The organism is Blautia sp. AF19-13LB, assembly GCF_003479105.1.
GTDB classification, from domain to species: domain Bacteria; phylum Bacillota; class Clostridia; order Lachnospirales; family Lachnospiraceae; genus Fusicatenibacter; species Fusicatenibacter saccharivorans.
Window position 1 is genome coordinate 62,747 of the sequence record NZ_QUGO01000009.1, and the last position, 20,128, is coordinate 82,874.

Here is a 20,128-nt window from a genome sequence, read left to right on the forward strand (position 1 = left end):
TGGTTACGATTCACAGGGTTTTCCAAAAAAACAGAAAGACGGAATAAAGTCAGGGTGCATTTCCTGACCACAGGCAGAAAGGAAGGAACTTATGAGTAACTGGGAAAAGAATGTAAGAAAAGTTGTGCCGTATGTACCGGGCGAGCAGCCGCATGAGGCTGACATGATCAAGCTGAATACGAATGAGAATCCGTATCCGCCGTCACCAAAAGCCGCAGAGGCGATCAGACGGGTAGCAGAAGAGGATACCCTCCGTCTCTATCCGGATCCGACCGCGGCAGAACTGGTGCAGGCGATTGCGGATGTCTACCACGTAAGCACAAAGCAGGTTTTTGTCGGCGTTGGTTCGGATGATGTTCTGGCGATGGCGTTTATGACGTATTTTAACTCTGACAAACCGATTCTTTTCCCGGACATTACGTATTCCTTCTACGATGTCTGGGCGGAGGAATTCCGCATTCCGTACGAGCAGATCCCGCTCGATGAAAATTTCTGCATTGTGCCGGAGCAGTATTTTGCAGAAAACCATCCAAATGGCGGAATCGTGTTCCCGAACCCGAATGCACCGACGGGTGTGGAGCTTTCACTTTCTGCGATCGAATCGATATTACAGCACAACCCGGATGTGGTTGTAATTGTGGATGAGGCATATGTGGATTTCGGAGCAGCCACTGCGCAGCCGCTGTTGGAAAAATATGAAAATCTGCTGGTTGTGCAGACAACATCAAAATCCCGTTCGCTTGCCGGCATGCGCATCGGCTATGCAATCGGAAATGAGAAGATGATTTCGTATCTGAACGATGTGAAATATTCCTTCAATTCGTATACCATGAATCAGACCACGATCGCAGCCGGAGCCGCAGCGATCCGCGATGTGGAATATTTCCGCAAGACGGTGAAAAAAGTGATGGAAACGAGAGAGTGGTCGAAGGAGGAGCTGAAAAAGCTGGGATTTTCTTTCGAAGATTCGAAATCGAACTTTATTTTCGCAACGCACAAAAGCGTACCGGCCGGGAAGATTTTTCAGGCACTCCGGGAACGCCATATTTATGTGCGGTATTTTGAGAAACCCCGCATTGACAATTATTTGCGTATTACGATTGGCACGCGGGAAGAAATGCAGACGCTGTTTGATTTTTTGAAAGATTACTTAACCGAATCAAGCAAGTAGCGAAGCGGATTGCAAATATCCGCTTGCCAAGAGGGATGAAGCAGCTGAAAATATAAAACAGAAGAAGAGTATCTGCAGAGGAGCAGAAGAAAATTTTAAAGGGGGACTGCCGTCGGAATCAGCCATGAGATCCGGCGGCAGTTTTAGAAGGTATTTGGGTATGAACAAAGAGAAGAAAGAAGTAGTAAAGGTAAATCAGATTACGGAAGGTGTTATCTGGCAGCAGATTCTGATCTTTTTCCTGCCGATTCTGTTCGGAACGTTTTTCCAACAGCTTTACAACACGGCAGATGCCATGATTGTCGGACACTTTCTTGGAAAACAGGCACTTGCGGCGGTCGGCGGAACGACAGGTACACTGATCAATCTGCTGGTCGGATTTTTCGTCGGCCTTTCGAGTGGTGCGACAGTTGTTATTTCACAGCATTACGGAGCCAATAAAGAGGACAAGGTTCAGTGGGCAGTGCACACTTCTATTGCCTTTTCCATTCTCGGAGGTATTGTGCTGACAGTAGTCGGCATTGGCTGTTCGAGATGGATGCTCGATCTGATGAACACGCCGGATGACGTTGTAAACTATGCGCTGATTTATATGCGTGTCTATTTCCTTGGAACCATCGGAAACCTGATTTACAACATGGGTTCCGGTATTCTGCGTGCGGTCGGCGATTCGAAACGTCCGCTGCTGTATCTGATCATCTGCTGTATGACCAATATCGCGCTTGACTTTTTATTTGTTGTCGGTTTGCAGATGGGTGTTATGGGCGCGGCGCTTGCGACCATTCTGTCGCAGATCATCAGTGCGGTTCTTGTTATGGGCTCTCTGATGCGGACCAGAGATATTTACCGGCTTCATCTGCGGAAAATCAGCATTGACTGGATTATGCTGAAACGAATTATCCGCATTGGCTTTCCGGCAGGAGTACAGTCGATTCTGTACTCGGTATCGAACGTGATCATTCAGTCTGCTGTCAACTCGCTGGGAACCAACAATGTGGCTGCGTGGGCGGCTTACGGAAAGGTGGACGGTCTTTTCTGGATGATGATCAATGCGCTCGGTATTGCGGCGACAACCTTTGTCGGTCAGAACTACGGTGCGAAAAAGATGGATCGTGTACACCGCGGTGTGCGCACCAGCATGATCATGGCATTCCTGATGACGGGTCTGATGGTTGTGTTTATGTGGTTTATCGGTGATACACTGATTTCTCTGTTTACCACAGATACGGCGGTGCGTGAAATCTGTCACGGACTGATCCATTTCCTGGTGCCGACCTTCTTCACCTATATTTCCATCGAAATCCTTTCCGGTGCACTCCGTGGTGTCGGAGATGCATGGATTCCGATGTTTATCACCGGAATAGGAATCTGTGGAGTACGTATCGTGTGGATGACGGCGGTTTTGCCGCATTTCCACTCCTTAAAAGGAGCGGCCTTCTGCTATCCGCTGTCGTGGGTGATCACAACGATTGCGTACTTTATTTATTACCTGTTCTTCAGTCAGCTGAGTAAGAGGAAAGAATTGAGGAGTATCTAACAGAATGTTCAAACTGTATTAACAAAACTGTGCTATCATGAAAATATCAGTGTCAAAAGGTCAAAAAACCGATGCAGGAGGATTTTTGAACTCGGGACACGGCAAAAAATGAGTAAGTAGCCATTTTTCAAAGAAAAATGAGCGGATTACAAAGGAAAGACAGGTGGAACGTAAGATGGTAAGTGAAAAAGTAACGATTGTCAATCCGTCAGGTCTGCATCTTTTAAACGCGGTAAATTTGTCAAACAGTGTAAGCCGGTACAAATCTTCCATGTCGTTTACCTATGAAAACAACGGGATGCAGGGAACGGTTAATTTAAAGAGTATTTTGAGTATCGTAGCTGCAGGAATCAAGCAGGGAGAAACCATTGAGATCTGCAGCAGCGGGGAGGATGAAGAGGAGGCACTTCGGGCGGCTGTTGCCGCAATTAAAAGCGGGCTCGGAGAGACGCCGGAGTGAGGAGATAGGAACATAGAATAGAAATAAAGAAAAGGACCTCGCTTTTTGAAAAAACGGAATGGGAAACCGGACCGTATTTCAAAAAGCGAGGTTTTTTTTGTGGCGGCAGATAAAAGATTCCTGCCTTCGGGGGGGATTTCGAAAGCAGGGATGAAAAGATAAGCTGCGAAGCAGCTCTTCGGCTATGAGCAAGCAGCGAAGCGGATTGCTCATAGCCGTTTGACAACAGGAGGTATAAGGCCGGAAAAAAGTGTCTACACTCTGGATAAAGCAAAAATGCAGAGAAAAGGAGTGTAGAAAAAATGGCAAGGCAGAAGAAAATTGATCTGGAACATATGACGGAGAAGGAGAAAATGAAATACGAAATCGCAGGTGAGCTGGGGCTTTTAGAACGCGTGCTGAATGACGGCTGGCGATCACTCACGGCAAAAGAAACGGGACGGATCGGTGGCCTTGTGACACGGAGGAAGCGGCAGATGGCGGCGGAAGGAAAGAACGAAAACGAAGAAAAATAAGCGGTACCGCAATTTTTGCAATATCCTCAACAGTTTTGACCATAGATTTTTCCTGTGAAAGCGTTATAATAAAAACAAGGAATGGGTGGTGCCGCGCCAAAGTCCGTGTCTGCACGAGACCCGGCGACTGCCGCGATACCCTGAGAAACTCGCAGAGCGTGTTTCGGATCGTTTGGAGAAGTGAGGGAAAAGTTTATGGAAGCAAAAAAAGAGAAAAAGTATATGTCGGATATCCATCTCGAGGATTATACCGAACAGTACGAAACGGGATTTGCCACAGTGGACACGATGATATTTGAAGGGGGAAGAAGAGAGGAGCTGCTGAACGGCGGCTGGCATTATGCAGTCGATCAGTACGATACCTGTCTGCGCCAGAAATGGTACAAAGAGAGATACCGCGACGAAAAAGGCTTCACTGTGCCAATCGACTATTCCTTTGACGAGTGGCCGGTGATGCAGCTTCCGTGCAGCTGGAATACCATCGATCCGATGTATCTCCTGTATGAGGGAAGCATGATCTTTACGAGAAAAATTTCCTATATCGCAGAAAGAGAGGAAACAGTTTTTCTGAAGGTGGGCGCAGCCAATTATCTGTGCCGCGTTTTCTTAAACGGAAAATACGTCGGTATGCATCGCGGCGGATCGACACCGGCGTTCTGGAATATCACAGAATACCTGAAAGCGGAGAACCGCATCGTGCTTGCTGTTGACGGAACGAGACGGCCGGAGCAGGTGCCGACCGAGAATACCGACTGGTTCAACTACTGCGGCGTATACCGCGATATCGCACTGATCCGTGTTCCGAAATGCCATATCAAAACTTTTAAAATTGCGCTTGTGCCGGACGGAACATTTGGACATGTTATGGCGAAAGTGACACTGTCGGAAAAAATCACAGCCAAGGCAGAGCTTGTCATCGAGGAGCTTGGCGTGAGCCGGAAAATCCAGCTGGAAAACGGAGCCGGAGAAGTTGTTTTTGATGCAAAACCGGAGCTTTGGACACCGGAAAAACCGAAGCTGTATGATGTAAAAGTAACCTGTGGAACCGATACCGTCAGCGACCGGGTCGGCTTTCGTGAAATTCGCGTGAACGGCAGAGACATTCTGCTGAACGGAGAGCCCGTTTTCCTGCGTGGTATCAGTTGCCACGAAGACAGCGTGGAAAACGGAAAAGGCCTGACAAGAGAGGAACGGATCGAAAATATCCGCATTGCGAAAGAACTGGGATGCAACTTCATGCGCCTTGCACATTACCCGCATAACGAAGAAATGGCAAAACTCGCCGACGAGCTTGGGCTTCTTTTGTGGGAGGAAATTCCGGTTTACTGGGCAATTCGTTTTGAACGTGAAAAAACATATGAGGATGCCCAGAATCAGCTCCGCGAACTCATCAACCGTGACTGGAACCGCGCGAGCGTGATCATCTGGTCTGTCGGAAATGAGAATGCCGATACGGATGAACGGCTGAAATTCATGAGCGCACTGGCAGAATGCGCGCATCGGGAAGATGAGACGCGAATGGTGTCTGCGGCCTGCCTGGTTAATGCTGCGAAAAATAAGATTGAGGACCGTCTGATGGAATACCTTGACATCATCGGCATCAACGAGTACTGCGGCTGGTACACCCCGGATTTTGCGATGCTGCCGGCACTGATGGAAAACAGCCAGCCGGACAAGCCGGTTATCGTAACGGAGTTCGGCGCAGACGCGCTGCCGCATCACCATGGAACCATCTCGGACAAAGGAACCGAGGAGTGCCAGGCGGATGTGTACGAAAAACAGATTGCAACGCTGCGGAACATTGACTACATCAAGGGCATGACCCCCTGGATTCTCTACGACTTCCGCTGCCCGCGCAGAACAAGCCTGATCCAGAAATATTATAACCGAAAGGGGCTGCTCTCTGAGGACAAAAAGTACCGCAAACCGGCATTTTATGTGCTGCAGAAATTTTATGAAGAGCTGAAAAGAAAAGAACAGTAGGGGCAAGAGCTTTTCGAAAAGATCAGCCGACTTGCACGGTTGACGATATCAAACGGAACAGAGAAAAAAAGACAAGAACAGACAAAAACAGATGGTATGAAATCAGCTTTGAAGTCCGATTTCATACCATCTGTTTTTTTCACTGCAACAATCCGCCGTAGGCGGAGAATCCGGCAAGTGCTGTGTTATGCTTTTTTCTGTGCAGCCATCCACTCCAGAATCGGAGTCTCTTTTCCGTCCGTCATAACCGGTTTGCCGTCATAATCGAGGACACACTCATCGTTCAGCATCGGGATCCAGGACCAGTGGCCGATGTATTCGAATGGGGTGCCATCCGCATTTTTCTGTGTTCCGGTGTGATCGAGTACCTTGTCCCAGTAGGTGAAGTGTGCATTCGGGTTGACCTTTGCCAGACGCTCATAGGTTGGAACGACAAAATCATCCGGAACGACAACGGGGTCGGTTTTTGCGTGTGTAAACCAGATCGGCAGATCTTTGAGCTTCAGAATATCTTCATCGGAGATAAATGCATCCGCCAGAGCCTCGCAGACCGGATATGCGGCAGCGTAGCGGGACGGGTTGAAAATGATCTGTTTCATGGTCATAAAGCCACCGTTGGAGCAGCCGCCGATGTAGATGCGGGAGCGGTCAATCTGCGGATGGGCATCCACGAAAGCACCGATCAGGGCATCGAGAACTTCGGTATATTTGGAAGAACCGTCTTTGGTATATTCGCCGGTTCCGTCATCCATCCACATGGTTGGAGCCTGTGGAGCGAGCAGGTAGGTCTTGCCGCCGAAAATTTTCTGAACCTTTGGGGAAATCAGGTTTACAACTTTATTTCCGATTGCTGCAATCGGCGGTTCCTGTCCGCCCTCACCTGCGCCGTGCAGCCAGATGATCAGCGGGATTTTCTCATCCGCATCCATTTCCGGCTCGTAGTAAACGTAAGAGAGCGGAATCTGCGGATCCTCGTAGCGGTCTTCTTTGAGCCATTCACCGTAGATGACGCGGTTTCCGCCGTCTACGTCGAACGTCTGCGGAGAAATGGCATCATCGTCTGTTGCAATTTCAGAGACTTGTGTTACATCGTAAGCAACATTGACAAATACATTAAAATTACCGTTGAATTTGATGATGGAGCCGATTCCTTCCATGATGAAACACGGCAGCTCCAGCGTCAGACAGGTACCGTCCTCGCACGGTGCACCGGTTTTGTCAGAAACGTAAACGTTCGAAACGCGGCGTGTGCCGTCCATGGAATCATCCGGTTTGTCACCCATGAAATTCGGCCAGACAAAGTTCTCACCCTCGGTGGATGTACGGGTAACGTGTACCGTAAACTGCTCCGGAGATGGGGCCGCACCCGTCATGCTTTTGCCATAATCCAGAATTATTTTCGAAATATGCGGACCGAAATCAAAAACTTCGGTAATGGTATAATAAGTTCCGTTCATTTGTAAAAACCCTCCTTTTGTACGGAATGTACGCTCAGAGTCTTTCTGCATTTGCTTTTGCGACTGACAAAAATCATCTCACAAAATCAGGTACAGAAAAAGCTTGAGAGTACAGTTGTTTGCATGGGCAGAAAAGACGGTATTGGGAATGATAGATTTTTTCTGCCCTACAATACCAGTCTACTACAGACATTCCGAAAGAAAAAGTACAAATCAGAGATAAATTTGCACGGAGATGCTTTTTCGTTGCTGCTTACTCAGCAGTGAAACACTTGCTGTTTCGCTGCGTAAGAAAGTGATTCAGGCGTGAGCAGTCCTCCATTTGCGAAGCAAAACTTTAAATGAGGGCTGCGAATGTTACAGTTCGCCGGGCACCAGTGAACTGTAACGCTTTTTCTGCGTTTTTGTTTCCGGAACGGAAAAAGTCTGATCGAAACAGAAACAGCAGAAAAGTGTCAAAAAACAGCAGAATCGTTGTTTTTCGTATTGGAGCCGTATGGAATAATAAAATCATACAAGGAAAAAGGGAGGTTTTATGAGATGATTACAAGACTAGAGGAGATTCCGGTAACGAAAGAAAGCTATCCGTTTGCCAGTGCGGAGCGTTACCTGAAGCTGTCGGAGCGCGGCTATGTGGAGAAGGAATATTATATGTATGGAACGGCAAATGTCTACGAGACAGCCGACGAGCGCGGCGGCGTCTGTGTGCGCACTGCAGATGCACCATACACAAACCGCATCATCGTCCGCGCGCCGCAGGACACTGCAAAATGCAGCGGAAACGTTGTAGTGGAGATCATCAACCCAACGAGTTTTATGGAGATTGACCGCATGTGGATTCTCGGCTGGAAGAAATTTGTACGGGACGGCGATATCTATTTGGGAATCACAAGCAAACCGAATACCATCGCTAAAATGGTAGAGTTTGATGAAAAGCGTTACGGCCGTCTTTCCTGGGCCAACCCGACGCCGGATGTGCCGTTCTCGGAGCGACTGCAGGTCACAGGCGGACTCGGCGATCTGAATCATGATTACGAAACGGGTCTTTTCTGGGACATGCTGACAGACCTGGCGTGGCTGCTGCGCGGCGATGAGGAGCAGAATCCGATTCGGGAATATAAGAGAGAATACGTCTATTTGACGGGCTGGTCACAGTCGGGTTCGTATCTGTTCCGCTATCTGAACAGCTTTGCGTATCGTCCGGAGGTGGCACGCGGTGCGTGTGTATTTGATGGCTACCTTTCCGGAGGAGGAGTCCATTCCCTTGGTATTCCGGTCAACCAGTATGAAACCATGGCTCCGTACCATTACAGTCTGACACGTGTGGAAAAGGCGCGCGAGCCGTTTATCGCTGTGCAGACGGAGAGTGAAAACGGAAGAATGGAAGCATGGCGCATTGCCCAGCAGGACAGCGATGATCCGGAGTTCCTGTTCCGCCAGTATGATGTGACGGGTGCAAGCCATGACACTTCCTATAGCTATGTGGACTACTATCAGAACGATCCGGATCTGGTGCGGATCAACCATCTGCCATTCTATATGGGAAAAAATGAGGAAGGAAACGACTATCCGTCCCAGATTCTTTTTGCGGCAGCATTTCGGAATCTCTTTACCTGGGTACGGACAGGCGCAGCTCCGGCGCACTGTGACCGGATTGCGATTGACAGCGACGGAGAAAACAAAAAGGATGCGTTCGGAAATACGATCGGTGGACTGCGTACCTGCCTCCTTGACTATCCAACCGGAAGATACAGCAATACCAGCGACATTGAAAAAGGCCAGAATTTCCTGGATCCGGAATCGGAAAAGGAAGGATTGTTCGGTTATCAGCAGGCGTTTTCGAAAGAAATGATAAAAGAGCTGTACGGAACATTGGCACATTACCGGGAAATGGCGGAGAAAAACACGAAAGAGCAGGTAACGAAAGGCTTTGTCTGCCGCGAGGATGCGGCGGAGCTGGTTGAGATTGCCGTGCAGCTTGCAAAGAAACGCGGACTGGAATAAAAAACAATAAACAATAAACAGTTACAGTAAAATCAGATTCGAGGAGCGTGCCCGAAAAAAACCGGGCGCGCTCTGCGCAGATAAAGGAGAAAATAAAATGGGGATGAAAGCAGAACAGTGGCGACAAATTATTTTATCATTTGAGAGCAAGAAAACATACAACAATCCATTCCTCGATGTTTCCATCTGGAGTGTTTTTACGGGACCGTCGGGAAGAAGGATCAGAAGAGAAGCATACTGGGACGGCGGAAATACCTATCGGATTGCCTTTGCGCCGACCGAAACCGGAATGTGGAGTTATAGGTTGGAAGCACCGGAGGAGACGGGACTTTCCGGAGTGCAGGGAACGATCGAATGTATTCCATACGAAGGAAATCTTGCTATCTATCAGCACGGATTTCTGAAAGTGCATCCATCAGGAAGATATCTGACGTATGCAGACGGAACACCGTTTTTCTGGCTCGGCGATACGCACTGGGCATTTGCCTTTGGTGAGCGGTGGGACGAGTCGAACCATCCACAGATGACGAGCATGTTCCGCGGCATGGCGGACCGCAGGAAGGAACAGGGTTATAACGTTTATCAGACAAACCTTCGAAGCGACAGCTGGAAGGAGCACAAGAGCCGTTACTGGAAAACGGATGCCGCAGATGATGTGCCGGATGTGGCATTTTACCAGAACGAACTCGACCGCCGCATGCAGTATCTCGCTGACCTCGGCTTTATCAACGCGCTCGGTTTTGCCTGGTCCGGCTCGATCGAGCAGGGTGTGGAGCACCAGAAACATCTGGCGCGCTATATCATTGCCCGCTATGGTGCCCTTCCGGTTGTGTGGACGCTGGCAGGCGAAGTGGCAGGCTACTTCCCGGGAAAGCCGCGGGAAACAGCCATCAAAGGCTGGCGCGAGGTCGCAAAGTATGTGGAAAAAATGGACGGATATGGAACACTGCAGACCGCACATTATACGAATGAGCGTCCGTTTGCAGATTACTATTATGACGAATCGTGGTTTGATTTTGTGCTGAATCAGGCCGGACACGGCGATTTTCCGATCAATCCGTCCTGGTACCGTACCTATTGGAAGGAACACGGAACAAAACCGTTCATTGAAGGAGAGTCTCTGTATGAATACTGTTCCACACTGGAAGAAAACGGAACCCGGCTCTGCACCGATGCAATGCTGCGCCGCGTGGCATATATGGCAGTCCAGACCGGCGGCTGCGGCTATACGTACGGTGCGCAGGGAATCTGGGATAATATCTGGGAGGTAAGTGACATCAACCCGGATTTTAATGCATTCAACAAATTTGGCATCATCTGGGCGAAAGCCATTGACGGCCCCGGAGGCGCACAGATGGGATATCTGAAACGTTTCTATGAGGAACATCATTTTGAGGAGATGGTGCCTTACGATCCGGCAGAAGCAGAGGAGAGTATCAGCCCGTTTGTCAATAAGCTTGCGATTGCCACGATCAGCCGGGATAAAACAAGAGCACTGATTTATTACGGAGAGATGGATGGCACGAGTACACCGCTCGCAGGCCTTTGCGACGGAATCTATGCAATTTCTTGGTTTGATCCGAGAACGGGACAGACAGAAAAAGCAGAAATCCAGGTGGAAGTGCGTGGAAAGTCGTGCATTATGCCAAAGAAACCGGCGGCGGGAGACTGGATGCTGATAGCAGAATGCATAGAAAAAACTGAAAAGTGATCATAAACTATACAAAATGCGGAAAGAAACCGCAGAAAAGTGCAAATTCATCGCAGGATTGTTCTTTTTTGGAGGTAAGAAAGCAGATATAATAAGATCATCAAATGAGTCACGGCCGAAACTCAGAAACGAAATAAAGCAGCAAGACAAAAAGATAAAAAGCGAGGACGAAAGAATGAAAAAGAAAGTAGCAGCGATTTTCATGGCATCCATTATGGCATGCTCCATGGCTGCATGCGGAAGCAGCGGCGGAAGTTCAGATTCCGGAAAGACAGATTCTAAGGATAAGAGTACCGCATCCAGTACAGCAGAGAACGGAAGCGGAGAAGTGGAAAAAATCATCGTAAGCTTCCCGACCTGGACGGGTGCTCCGGCAGACACGGAGAAAGTACAGGAAGCCATCAATGATATCACAAGAGATAAGATTGGTGTTGAAATTGAGCTTTCCATTACTGATTACGGTTCCTTTAACCAGAACACGACGCTGGCGCTTTCCGCAAACGAGGAAGTCGACGTGCTTGTTTGTGTAGGATTCCCATATCAGACCGGAATTCAGCAGGGATATCTTTCCGATCTGGAAGAGAACGATCTTCTTGCAACGTATGGACCGGACATCGCAGAAGCAGTTGGACAGGATAACATTGATGCCTGCCGTGTGAACGGAGTTCTCTATGGTCTTCCAAGCAACCGGGACATTGCACAGGGACGTGGATGCGCAGCGATCGCAACCGAGTATCTCGATGGTATTGGCTACGAAGCAAACACAGACGATGAGATCGTAAAAATCAGTCTGGATGAATTAAATGACATTTATGCACAGCTGCATGAGAAGTATCCGGACAAAGAGGTTTATCGTCCGACAACAGGTTCTATGTCGCAGTTCTCTAACGTAGACTCCCTTGGAGGAAATGTGTTCGGTGTTCTGCTTGACTATGGCCAGAACCTTGATGTTGTAAATCTCTTTGAGAGCGATTTCTACAAGGATTATTGTGCAAGACTGTATGACTACAATCAGAAAGGCTATATCAGTGCCGATGCATCGACCGATACAACAGCAGTCGGAGAGCTTGTAAAAGCCGGAACTCTGATGAGCTATACCACAGGCGGAAAGCCTGGCATCAAAGCGCAGGAGACTACACTGACCGGTCGCGATATGACCATCTTCCAGACACTGGATGACTATATCAGTTCCACATCTGTGGCTAGTATGCCTTGGACCATTCCGATCTCTGCACAGCATAAAGAAGCAGCCATGAAATTCCTGAATGAGTGCTACACAAATGCCGATATCGCAAACCTTCTGGCATGGGGCATCGAGGGAACACATTATAAAATTGGCGATGACGGACTTGCTACTTATGCAGACGGTGTAGATGCATCCAACTCCGGATGGAATCATTCCATGGGATGGATGATGCCGAACCAGTTCCTGACCCATGTATGGGAAGGAAATGATCCGGATCTGTGGACAGAGATGAAAGAGTTTAACACCAATGCAAAGGTTTCCAAAGCAAGCGGTTTCTCCTTTGACAGCACAAATGTGGCAAACGAGCTCACAGCAGTACAGAACGTATACAACGAGTATCAGACCAGCGTAGAGTACGGCTTTGTAGACCCGGAGACCGGAATTGCTGAGATGAACGATAAGATGATGACTGCAGGCCTTCAGAAGATTATCGACGAGAAAAAGGCACAGCTTGCAGCGTGGCAGGAAGCAAACAAATAAAGTTTAAGAATTTAGATCAAAAAATGACTGCGCCGTCCCAAAAACAGGACGGCGCAGGTTGTAAGAAGAGAAAAATCTGTCAAAACCGGAACGCTTTGGGACCGGCTGCGGATAAGAAAAAAAAGGAGAAGGAAAAACATGGCAAGAGTGAAAAGTCAGAAGAGCCAGAAAAGACGAAAAACATTTGTACGTTTTCTGCCGATCTATATTCTGATGCTGCCGGGTCTCATTTATCTGTTTATCAACAATTACATGCCTCTGCCGGGTCTTGTGATTGCATTCAAACAGTACAATGCCGGAAAAGGCATCTACGGAAGTCCATGGGTAGGACTGAAAAACTTTGAATATCTGTTTACGACAAGCGATGCCTTTGTTATTACACGAAATACCATTCTCTACAATGTGGCATTTATCGTAATCAACACAACACTGGCAATCGCAGTAGCTATTGTCTTGAGTGAACTGGAAGGAAAACGGAAGAAAGTTTACCAGAGTGCAATCCTTCTTCCGAACCTCCTCTCCACCGTTATCATCGGATATCTTGTTTTTGCATTCTTCAGTGTAGAAAACGGATTCATTAACAACACGATTTTAAAGGCGCTGGGAAAAGATCCGGTTTCCTGGTATTCGGAACCGAAATACTGGCCGTTTATCCTGGTTTTTGTCAGTGCATGGAAGTCGGTTGGCTACAACTGTATTGTGTATCTGGCAACACTGATGGGATTTGATAAATCCTTCTATGAGTCAGCCAAGATCGATGGTGCAACGAGATGGCAGCAGATCAAATATATCACCCTGCCGCTTTTGCGTCCGACCATTATCATGCTGACCATGATGGCAATCGGAAGAATTTTCTACTCTGACTTCGGTCTCTTTTATCAGGTGCCGATGAACCAGGGAGCTTTGTATTCCACAACAAACACAATTGATACCTACGTATACCGCGGACTGCTTCAGATGGGCAATGTTTCGATGTCTGCCGCAGCCGGTGTTTACCAGTCGATCGTAGGATTTATTCTGGTGCTTGGCGCCAACCTGCTGGTACGTAAAATTGACCGCGACAGCGCGCTGATCTAGGAGGAACGGTATGAAAACAAGAGAAGATAAAATTTATAGCTTTTTCGGCCATCTGATCATGACAATCCTGACACTGCTCGCGATCATTCCGATTCTGCTGATGTTCATTTCCTCATTGACTGACAATGCAACCCTGCTACAGAATGGCTACTCTTTCCTGCCGGAAAAGTGGAGTACCTACGCTTATGAGTGGGTATTCACATCCAGCAGTTCCATGGTAATCAAAGCCTATGGAATGTCCTTTATCCTGACCGCAACCGGCGTTGTATGCAGCCTTGCACTGACAACCTGTCTGGCCTACGGCCTTTCGAAAAAGGGTCTGCCGGGACGAAATGTCCTGACCTTCCTGGTATTCTTTACCATGCTGTTTAATGGAGGCCTTGTACCGACTTATATCAATTACACGACCGTATTCCATGTGAAAGATACGTTCTTCGGGCTACTGGTTCCGTCTCTGATGATGAGCGCATTCAACGTTCTCCTGATGAAGAGCTACTTTGTCACCGGTGTGCCGGATGAAATTCTTGAGGCTGCCTATATTGACGGTGCAAACGAATTCCAGACTATGTGGAAGATCGCCATTCCGCTGTCCAAACCGATTATTACCACCGTTGCCATGTTCTCCGGTATCGCTTACTGGAATGACTGGAACAATGGTTATATCTATCTGACAAAGAGAACGGATCTCTACAGTATCCAGAACCTGCTGAACCGTCTGATGCAGAATATTCAGGCGCTGACGCAGAACGCCAACAACATGGCGCAGGCAGGCGAAGGCCTCTCCCAGATCCCATCCGGAACGGTTCGTATGGCGATGGCAGCACTTGGTATTCTGCCGATCATGATCATTTATCCGTTCATCCAGAAAAACTTTGTAAAAGGTATTACCCTTGGCGGCGTGAAGGGCTGATAAAAAAGTAAGTGAATCCAAAAAATCCGGCTTTCCGATATGCAAAAGGAAGGCCGGATTTTTTTAATTTCTAAACTGCCGTGGTGTCATGCCCGTCGATTTTTTAAACTGGCGGGAGAAGTACGAAATATTCTGGAAGCCGCAGGTGATGGCAATGTCGCGGATGCTCATTTCGCCCTTTGCGAGAAGCTCCTTGGAGCGCGCAATCCGGCGATCGATGACGTAGTTGATGAGAGAACTTCCCGTGTCTTTTTTGAAGAGATGGGACAGATAATCGGCGTTCAGGTATACCATGGCTGCAAGCGTATCGCGATCCAGCTCGTCGGAGAGGTGCGATTCGATATATGCTTTCACGGTGGCAACAGCCGTGTCCTGGGAAGCGGCTGCCTGACGGCTTTGTATGAACAGCAGAAGACTGTTGGAAATCCATTCTCGTAAAGCACCAAACGAGGAGAAGGTCTGCTCCGGGGAAGCAACGGTAATCTGGCGGCGGAAGGCTTCGTCTTCGCTGCCCGGATGATCCATCTGGCGGAACAGCAGCTGCAGGAACTGATAGTAAAAGCCGGTCAGAAATTCCCGTGTAGCAGTGCCGGAGCTTTTCGTCTGATTTAAGAAAGCGAAAACCTCAATCTGAAGCTGTTCCGTTTTTACGGATGTGAGAAGATCGGACCAGCGGTCAGATGGAATCGGCTGAAAAGGCGTCTGAACAGGAGCTTCGGTTTCAGCGGCAAGATCGAAAACGTGATTTTCGTAGGTGACGTTCTTTCCGGCGAAGGCTTTCATGGAAAGAAAAGCTTTTCGCAGGTCTTCCGGGAGACAGACCTTCTGATCAACGAAAAAGTTGATCGAGAACGGAAAATGTGTCACAAAGTCGGTCAGGGCCTGACGGCATCGGCCAATCACGGCGTCCCGAGAGTGTGTGGAGGCCGGGAGAAGCAGAAGATAAAAACCATCAAGCACACGGATCGTCAGCGGCAGCTCGCCGGGTTCAAAAAAATATTCCCGGGCAATATTTTTTAAGGCAAATTCATACAGGGTACGGTTGTCGGTCGGAGAAAAGGAGTTCGTCTGTCCGGTCTGGATCAGAAGCGGGCAGAAGGGCTGATGAATCAGTTTGACATCCAGACGGCGATAGCGGATTTCATCCATCACTTCGGGAGGAGCAGAGGAAATACTGCCATTTAACAGGTCGAGGAAAAACTGTTCCGCAAGCGGGAGCTCACTTTCCTTCCAGTAATTGGCATGAAGGGTGTTGACGTGGTCCTTCTGCTGCTTTTCACATTGCGCACAGGCTTTGTCAAGAGCTTCCAGAAGAGCATGGTCGTCCAGCGGCTTCAACAGATAGTCACTGCTGGAAAGCTTCATAGCGCGGGAAATATATTCAAATTTTGCATAGGCGGTCAGAAAAATGCAGACGGTTTCGTAGTGTGCCTGGCGGATCTGGTCCAGCAGTTCGAGGCCGGAACCGCCGGGCATCTCGATATCACAAATCATCAGATCAATCGGATGCGCGGAAAAGGCTTCCAATGCCTGTGTCAGATTGTAGGCACAGAAAATCTCAAAAAAGTCCGGGCGTAGTGTGCGGATTTTGTTGGAAATGCTTTCGACGGTATAATATTCATCGTCTACAATTAACAGGTTCATAATAACCTCCCAAAACATATTTTTAGCTGTTCCGGTTATCCGTCGATGCGGAAAAAGGGAACGTAAGGAAAATCAATGGTAATCTGAGCGCCTGCGCCGGGGCGGTTGCCAAAAGCAAAAGCTGCGTCGGGAAAAATCTGGCGGAGGCGGAGCACCACGTTTGTGATGCCGATGTGTTCCTGCTCGGAGTTTACATAGGTATCAAGCTTTTGCAGCACGGCAAGTATATCCTCGGAAAAACCGCATCCGGTATCCCAGATACAGATATGAAGACGGGTACACTGATTTTCTTCCTGCGCGGTGATATCGATATGCATGTCCAGCACTTTCCCCATAACGACCTCATATTTGATCGTGTTTTCCACAAAGTTCAGGAGTATAAGCGGCACAACCGTTGCATTTTGCAGCGATTCTTCGCAGGAAGGGAGCAGGCGCAGCGCGCCGGGATAGCGGATGGAGGAAAGCTCCACGTAGTTTTTTACAAGGTTTAGCTCTTCTAAAAGCGAGACGGTCTGGCCGGAGGAAAGCGTATAGCGCAGATGTACACTCAGGTTCTGAAGCATCTGCCGTGCCAGGTCCGCATGGTTATTTTCAGTCAGCTGATAAATGGTGTTCAGGCAGTTGATCATAAAATGCGGCGTGATCTGCTGCTTCAGGTAAAGCGCTTCCAGCTTCTGACGGGCGAGCTGTTTTTCGTAATTCGCGATTTTCAGATCATCGATCTCTTCGACCATATCGTTGAAAGCGGTCGTCATTTTCCGGAATTCGTCGAGCATAGCGTCATCCGGAATCCGCACCTTGAGATCACCGCCGCGGAGCTGTTCCAGCGCATGCGTCAGCATGTGAACCGGGTGAAGAACCCAGCGGTGCAGGGAAGCAGACAGGAGCAGCCAGATTACGAACAGACCGAGCGAAACGATCAGGGCGAGAAGATAAAAGCTGCTCTGATATTTGGTGTATTCCGAAGCCTTTAAAAGCAGGGTCAGCGACAGCGGTGTTTCGTTCAGTTCATGTGAAACAGCCATCCAGGAGGTTCCATCAATGTCGTAGGAAGGATATCGTCGCCATTTCAAGCGGGGAGCCTCCAGGCGGACATCGTTTGACGGGGTGCGCAGAAGAAGGGGACCATCGGAAAAATACAGAAGACTGTCCTGCGTTTTTGTATCGACCAGAGTGCCAAGGAGTGTATCCGTGGAAATGTACGCGCCGAGCAGATATCCGTTCAGGTTCAGAATACGGACAAGGTAATATTTCCCGTTGATTTCGTTGAGATTCCATACAGAGGACGGATCCTCTGTTTTGGCGATTTCACGGATATAGTTCCAGAGGAACGGTGTCGGGTTGGTGGTCTGGTCATAGAGGACCAGGGCATCTGTGGCTTCCTGATAGCAGAAAAAGCCGTCTACGGTATAGTTTGGCGTTGCGTTTTCAAAGCTTTTTTTGATTCGGTTTAATGTGATATACCAGTTGGTTGTCTGTGGTTCTGCTGCGCGGAGGGAAAGAAGATCGGCATCATTTAATGCGAAAACATAGAGGTAGGTTTCCGTGCGGGAAAGATTTTCATCCAGGCTTTTCTGGTACAGAACCAGTGTATTTTCCGAGTTCTCATGGATCCGCTCAAGCATCAGACCGAAAGCGGCTGTGTTGTTGTACGCGACAAGCGCGCAAAAAAGGACGATCATGACTGCAAGCAGAACAAAAATACGAAAACCAAGTGAGTGTATGGAAATTTTGGAAAAGCGTTTTTTCAAAGGACCATCTCCTCTCCTGTACATGTTAGATATATGCTGAATTTTGAGCCAGATAAAAAGAAAATGCCGGAACTGTTCAGCAAAAGGTCCGGCAGACTCTATGGGAAAGTTTACAATAAAAGTGAAAAAACGTCAATAAATACAAGGAAAAAAGAAATAGATATCGGCAAAAGTGATAAAAAAACAACTGAATTATTGTTTAAAAGTTTAATTTAAAAAGATTGACTATTCAAAATACATTTAGTAAAATTAAATTATCGCGATACGAAGCAATACTTATTTTAGAAAGGTGGAACGTATGTTACAGTCTTATACCGAATATGTAAAACGATATGGAATTGCAGAACTGGTTTTCCGGGGACCGTCCGAGGGAAATCCGTTTGCGGAGCAGTGGGTGAAAGGAACGATGGCAGGCCAGGCAGAGGAAAAGCGTGCCGAGGGCTTTTATGATGGAAACGGCGTATACAAACTGCGCTTTATGCCATCCTGCGAAGGAACGTATGAGATTACCGCAGTAACAAGCTGGGGCGATGAGGCAAAGGTGACGGTGGAGGTCAGCGCAGCCGATGAAAACTGCCACGGTCCGGTCCGGGTAGCAAACACCTATCATTTTGCTTACGATGACGGAAAGGAATACTACCCGTGCGGTACGACCTGCTATGTGTGGGAGCTGCAGAGTAAGGAGACTCAGGAGAAAACGTATGAAAGCCTTGCTGCTTCTCCGTTTAATAAGATCCGCTTCTGCGTTTTCCCGAAGCACTATGTCTACAATTTAAAAGAGCCGGCACAGTATCCGTTTGAAATTCGTGAAAATTCTCCGTGGTCTCCGTCTGACTTTGAGACAGAGAAGCTGGAAAAAGCGCCGCGCAATATGTTCGGCGGCATTGATGCCATGATCGAAAACCCGGATGAAGTATGGGATTATACCCGTCCAAATCCTTCTTATTTTGAACACATAGAAAATACGATCGTACGCCTTGGCACCATGGGAATCCAGGCTGATCTGATTTTGTTCCATCCGTACGACCGCTGGGGCTATTCACGCATGAATCTGGAGCAGCAGAACTTTTATTTAAGATACGTTGTTAACCGTTTCAGCGCATACCACAATGTATGGTGGGCTATGGCAAATGAATTTGACCTGTTCCGCTGGAAACCAGTATCCGAGTGGGAGTCCAATGCAGAAACCGTCTGCCGTCAGGATCCGTACCGCCATCTGCGCTCCATTCACAACTGTATGACCATGTACGATCATTCCAGGGGATGGATCACGCACTGCAGTCTGCAGAGAATCGATCTGTACCGTACCGCAGAAAATGTGGAAATCTGGCGCCCGCAGTATGGAAAACCGTGCGTACTCGATGAGATTGCATATGAAGGAAATCTTCCGTTCGGCTGGGGAAATATCAGCGGCGAGGAGATGACACGCCGGTTCTGGGAGGCATATACCAGAGGTGGATATGGCCAGCACGGCGAGACGTATGAAAATGAAAACGGTGTGATCTGGTGGTCACACGGCGGAGAGCTGAGGGGCGGCAGCCCGGCGCGTATTCAGTTCCTGCTGGACATTATGGAAGAAAACGGAGGCTATATGGAGCCGCTTCCGGCATTCTTTGATGAGACTTGCTGCACGAACGGCGCAAGCCATCCGAGAAAAGACTGTATCATGTACTATTTCGGAGCCAACCGCCCATGCCGTCGCCCGTTCCACATGCCGGAAGGCCAGGAGTTTGATGTGGAAGTCATCGACACCTGGAACATGACCATCACCCCGGCAGGCCGCCACAGCGAAGAATTCACGATCGACATGCCGTCAAGACCGTATATGGCTGTGCGACTGGTGAAAGTGAAATAAAAATGTGGGAGAGGAATCTTGAAATTCGGTTCTGCATATGATATACTTGCCGTAGGCAAAGCGAAGCTAAAAGGTTTCAACAACGAAAACCCCGGAGATGGCAGTCTCCGGGTTTTTCTATTCCGTAAAGCGGCTTAAACTTTTGGGCTGGTTGTCCTTCTAATCGTTTTCGTCCAACCATTTGCAGATGAGGTGGCAAATCACACCTGCCATAACGGAAACAATAAGCGAAGTAATAGGCTCCAACAACGTCACCTCCTTTCCAAGTTGCCTTGGTGTAGGTGAGACAACAAAATAAGTATAACATGATATGTGTAGAAACGGTTT

14 protein-coding genes are annotated in these 20,128 nt (G+C 48.3%); 11 read left to right on the forward strand and 3 right to left on the reverse strand.

Annotated features, from left to right (window positions below; translation table 11 throughout):
• Positions 1-91: 91 nt before the first annotated feature.
• The 5 genes from hisC (at position 92) to DWX32_RS10870 (ending at position 5,666) form a co-directional block, all read left to right on the forward strand.
• Complete coding sequence (hisC, locus tag DWX32_RS10850) at positions 92-1,171, forward strand: histidinol-phosphate transaminase (RefSeq protein ID WP_118595907.1); 1,080 nt, start codon at positions 92-94, stop codon at positions 1,169-1,171.
• A 160-nt stretch (positions 1,172-1,331) separates the two neighbouring features.
• The gene (locus DWX32_RS10855; protein WP_117510359.1) at positions 1,332-2,708 is read left to right on the forward strand and encodes an MATE family efflux transporter; all 1,377 of its coding nucleotides are present in this window, start codon (positions 1,332-1,334) and stop codon (positions 2,706-2,708) included.
• 175 nt (positions 2,709-2,883) lie between these two features.
• Positions 2,884-3,168: an HPr family phosphocarrier protein gene (locus DWX32_RS10860; RefSeq protein ID WP_055227790.1), complete on the forward strand. Its 285-nt coding sequence runs from the start codon at positions 2,884-2,886 to the stop codon at positions 3,166-3,168.
• Positions 3,169-3,470: 302 nt separating this feature from the next.
• Complete coding sequence (locus DWX32_RS10865) at positions 3,471-3,683, forward strand: small, acid-soluble spore protein, alpha/beta type (protein WP_055220834.1); 213 nt, start codon at positions 3,471-3,473, stop codon at positions 3,681-3,683.
• Between the two features lie 195 nt (positions 3,684-3,878).
• Positions 3,879-5,666: a glycoside hydrolase family 2 protein gene (locus DWX32_RS10870; protein WP_118601096.1), complete on the forward strand. Its 1,788-nt coding sequence runs from the start codon at positions 3,879-3,881 to the stop codon at positions 5,664-5,666.
• 185 nt (positions 5,667-5,851) lie between these two features.
• Here DWX32_RS10870 and DWX32_RS10875 read toward each other — a convergent pair whose 3' ends face one another.
• Positions 5,852-7,123: a prolyl oligopeptidase family serine peptidase gene (locus tag DWX32_RS10875; RefSeq protein WP_118601095.1), complete on the reverse strand. Its 1,272-nt coding sequence runs from the start codon at positions 7,121-7,123 to the stop codon at positions 5,852-5,854.
• A gap of 540 nt (positions 7,124-7,663) precedes the next feature.
• Between DWX32_RS10875 and DWX32_RS10885 the strand changes: the two genes are divergently transcribed.
• The 5 genes from DWX32_RS10885 (at position 7,664) to DWX32_RS10905 (ending at position 14,551) form a co-directional block, all read left to right on the forward strand.
• The gene (locus DWX32_RS10885) at positions 7,664-9,127 is read left to right on the forward strand and encodes an alpha/beta hydrolase domain-containing protein (RefSeq protein WP_118601093.1); all 1,464 of its coding nucleotides are present in this window, start codon (positions 7,664-7,666) and stop codon (positions 9,125-9,127) included.
• A gap of 97 nt (positions 9,128-9,224) precedes the next feature.
• Positions 9,225-10,838 (forward strand): apiosidase-like domain-containing protein, encoded by a 1,614-nt coding sequence (locus DWX32_RS10890; protein WP_118601092.1) that lies wholly within the window; start codon positions 9,225-9,227, stop codon positions 10,836-10,838.
• Between the two features lie 175 nt (positions 10,839-11,013).
• A complete protein-coding gene (locus tag DWX32_RS10895) occupies positions 11,014-12,564 on the forward strand; it encodes an ABC transporter substrate-binding protein (RefSeq protein WP_158579574.1) in 1,551 nt (516 codons plus the stop codon).
• 138 nt (positions 12,565-12,702) lie between these two features.
• Positions 12,703-13,641, forward strand: a complete 939-nt coding sequence (locus DWX32_RS10900; protein ID WP_117510352.1) for an ABC transporter permease — start codon at positions 12,703-12,705, stop codon at positions 13,639-13,641.
• Positions 13,642-13,651: 10 nt separating this feature from the next.
• Complete coding sequence (locus DWX32_RS10905; protein ID WP_055266923.1) at positions 13,652-14,551, forward strand: carbohydrate ABC transporter permease; 900 nt, start codon at positions 13,652-13,654, stop codon at positions 14,549-14,551.
• Positions 14,552-14,614: 63 nt separating this feature from the next.
• Here DWX32_RS10905 and DWX32_RS10910 read toward each other — a convergent pair whose 3' ends face one another.
• Positions 14,615-16,195 carry a response regulator transcription factor gene (locus DWX32_RS10910; RefSeq protein ID WP_158579575.1) on the reverse strand — a complete coding sequence of 527 codons (1,581 nt, stop codon included), beginning with the start codon at positions 16,193-16,195 and terminating at the stop codon, positions 14,615-14,617.
• A gap of 35 nt (positions 16,196-16,230) precedes the next feature.
• Complete coding sequence (locus DWX32_RS10915; protein WP_055266927.1) at positions 16,231-17,946, reverse strand: sensor histidine kinase; 1,716 nt, start codon at positions 17,944-17,946, stop codon at positions 16,231-16,233.
• A gap of 298 nt (positions 17,947-18,244) precedes the next feature.
• Between DWX32_RS10915 and DWX32_RS10920 the strand changes: the two genes are divergently transcribed.
• Positions 18,245-19,801: a DUF5605 domain-containing protein gene (locus tag DWX32_RS10920; protein ID WP_118601089.1), complete on the forward strand. Its 1,557-nt coding sequence runs from the start codon at positions 18,245-18,247 to the stop codon at positions 19,799-19,801.
• The last annotated feature ends 327 nt before the right edge of the window (positions 19,802-20,128 follow it).